The sequence below is a fragment of the Synergistaceae bacterium genome (genome assembly GCA_012521675.1).
Taxonomy (GTDB): domain Bacteria; phylum Synergistota; class Synergistia; order Synergistales; family Aminobacteriaceae; genus JAAYLU01.
This window is the reverse complement of the sequence record JAAYLU010000121.1, coordinates 1-2,467: the sequence shown is the minus strand read 5'-3', so window position 1 is coordinate 2,467 and position 2,467 is coordinate 1. Positions and strand designations below refer to the sequence as shown.

The following is a 2,467-nucleotide window of genomic DNA, read 5'->3' as shown; positions in this document are numbered from 1 at the left end:
CCCTTCACCCTCGCCCTGCCAGCCAGTGAACTGGATCCTGACTTTCCCGGGGACGAGACCAGCCTGATCCAGGGCATGATCGACCTCTGGTTTATCGAGGAGGACGGGGCGGCGGTCCTCATTGATTTCAAGTCCGACCGTCTGCCGGACCAGTCTGGTGACCAGCTTTTACGCCAGCGTTACGGTATCTAGATTGACAGCTATGCCCGGGCAATTTCGAGCGCGACCGGCCGCCCTGTCAAGGAGCGGCTGGTCTGGCTGATCCGTGAGGGTCGGGCCGTCGCCTTCTGATGGGCCAGCCTTGTAACACAGGGTAAATACCTGACTTTAGAAGCGTAGGCGAGATAAAAGCGCCAAGACCTCGTCGGATCAGAGGTCCTGGCGCTTTTATTGCGAGTGCGAAGTGTAGTGGAGTAGCATCTACTTTTTCGCGTTAGCGATTACATTTCGGATCTCGCTTCTTTTCCTGTACTTTCGATCAAGCTCCAAACCAAGGACCTGCTCGATGGCCTTGATGTTGTCGTCAATATAGTGGAAGGTGTAGTAGTTTTCTGCGACATGACTGCAAGAGAATTGTCGAAGGGAATCCAGCAAACTGAAGGTAGAGAAGACTTGGGCCCCCTTTTCTCCTGGGAGTCTGGCCCGATTCAGTTTCAGCTCCAAAGCCCGCACCAGGACAAGCGCTACAAAGCAGGTCAGGAAGTGGGCTTCAATGTGTGCCTCCAAGGAGACGTGGACCGGACGTGTCCTCAGTTCCGCCTTGGAGATCTTGAAGGTCTCCTCAATCTTCCATAAATCGTGGTAGAGCCGGATGACCTCGAGGTCATCAAGCTCAAGCTCACTTGTTACGATGGCGTAGTAGCCGTCCAACCGGGCCTCTTCTTTGATCTTTTCTTCGTCAAGATAAAGCAGGGTCTTGGGTTCAATCACTTCCCCCTCTTCGTTGTACTGCAATCCCTTGATGTAGCTTGCCGCACTTTTATTAATGGCCCGCATGAGCTGGTGGGGACTCCTGAGGAGCTTTCTTGCCTTGGCCAAGGTGCGCTGCCGCTCATAGGCCGCCTTGTCGGCATAGTCCTGGCTATAAAAGATGATCTGTTTTTGGTGGATGGAAAGAGTCTCTTTTTTCCCTTGCTTGTTGGTGAATCTGATCTCCTTGGGATAAATCCTGGACTTGACCTTCCCGTAGTCTCCTGTCTTTTGGTAACCTTCTTCATCCAGGACAAATGCCTTGAACTCCTGGTCTGCCCCCCGGATGGACTGACTGTAAATGTAGCCGTTCCCACGAGCCAGCTGCTTGGCGATGTTGTCCCCGCAATTCATCCCCTTGTCGGCCACAACCACAATGCGGCCCAGGTCATAGTCTTCGCGAACCCGATTCAAAAGAGGATGCAAGGAGAGCTTCTCGCTTGAGTTCCCCGGGAAGAGATGGTAGGCCAATGGCAAGCCTTGGCTGTCCAAAAGCAGGCCCATCTGGACCAGGGGGAAAGGACGGTGTTCTTTACTGGGACCCCGACGGCGAAGAGCATCTTCCTCGTCAATCTCAAAGTAGTAGTTGGTCACATCGTAGTAGGTCACTGCCCGGTCACGGCCGTATTGCTCTTCCAGTTGTTGGCTGATCCAAGCCTGAAGGTCCAGACTGAACCGGTCAAAGTGATCCAGGCTATGGTAGACCGAATCGAGTGTCGGGGCCAAGGTCTCAAAGAATTGTCCCTGATGATCGTAAGCTTGCTTCTTGGATCCCGGATCGATGAGGCGTGAATACACCAAAAGACGAAAGAGGGCATTCAGGTTGAACGCCATCTTCTGCCCCCGCTGATGTCTTCTGAAAAAGGAGTGGATCCCCAGTTCGTGGTAGATCTTCTCAAAGGCCACATAACCCAGATTCCGAAGTCCCCTCTCGCCTTCTTCAATCCGGGTACCCGGATTGAGCTCGATGGATGCCGGCCTCGTTTCCAGGGCTTCTTCTTCGGTTCGTTGACGTGCGATCTTCCGAAAGTGGGCCAAAGGATCGTCATAGATCTTTTCGAGGTCATCCAGATAGCCGATGGTCTCAATGTTTCTTTGCTTGTTCTTGCCGCCCTCTCTGTAGGCCTTGGTAAAGGTCAGCAGGATGCGTCCGTTCTTGGTGCTGTTCTTTTTAACAAACATGGTCCACCTCGCATAAGCTTTTATGACTATACTATAATATACTATACTACTAATACTGTCAAGCAAAAAGGGCTAAATAATAGCCCGAAAACCAGGCCATTTACGCGTTCTAACGATTTGTTAAACTAGGGGTGCTTCAAAACTCGGGAGGTCAAAATTCTCCCAGGGCATCCCGTCTGGTCGAGGTGACAGGACTTGAACCTGCGGCTTCTTGCTCCCAAAGCAAGCGCGCTACCAACTGCGCCACACCTCGCGGCTACCATCATAAGGGGCGGGACAATAATCGTCAACCACCAACACTTGACAATTGTGATTG

2 protein-coding genes and 1 tRNA gene are annotated in these 2,467 nt (G+C 52.4%); 1 reads left to right on the top strand and 2 read right to left on the bottom strand.

The features are described 5' to 3' along the window. A partial coding sequence (locus tag GX181_10695) for a hypothetical protein (GenBank protein ID NLM72408.1) occupies positions 1-192 on the top strand: 192 nt, incomplete at its 5' end. A gap of 228 nt (positions 193-420) precedes the next feature. Here the strand turns inward: GX181_10695 and GX181_10690 are convergent. Then, positions 421-2,151 carry an IS1634 family transposase gene (locus GX181_10690; GenBank protein ID NLM72407.1) on the bottom strand — a complete coding sequence of 577 codons (1,731 nt, stop codon included), beginning with the start codon at positions 2,149-2,151 and terminating at the stop codon, positions 421-423. Between the two features lie 177 nt (positions 2,152-2,328). After that, positions 2,329-2,404: transfer RNA gene (locus GX181_10685), tRNA-Pro, on the bottom strand. Positions 2,405-2,467: the final 63 nt, after the last annotated feature.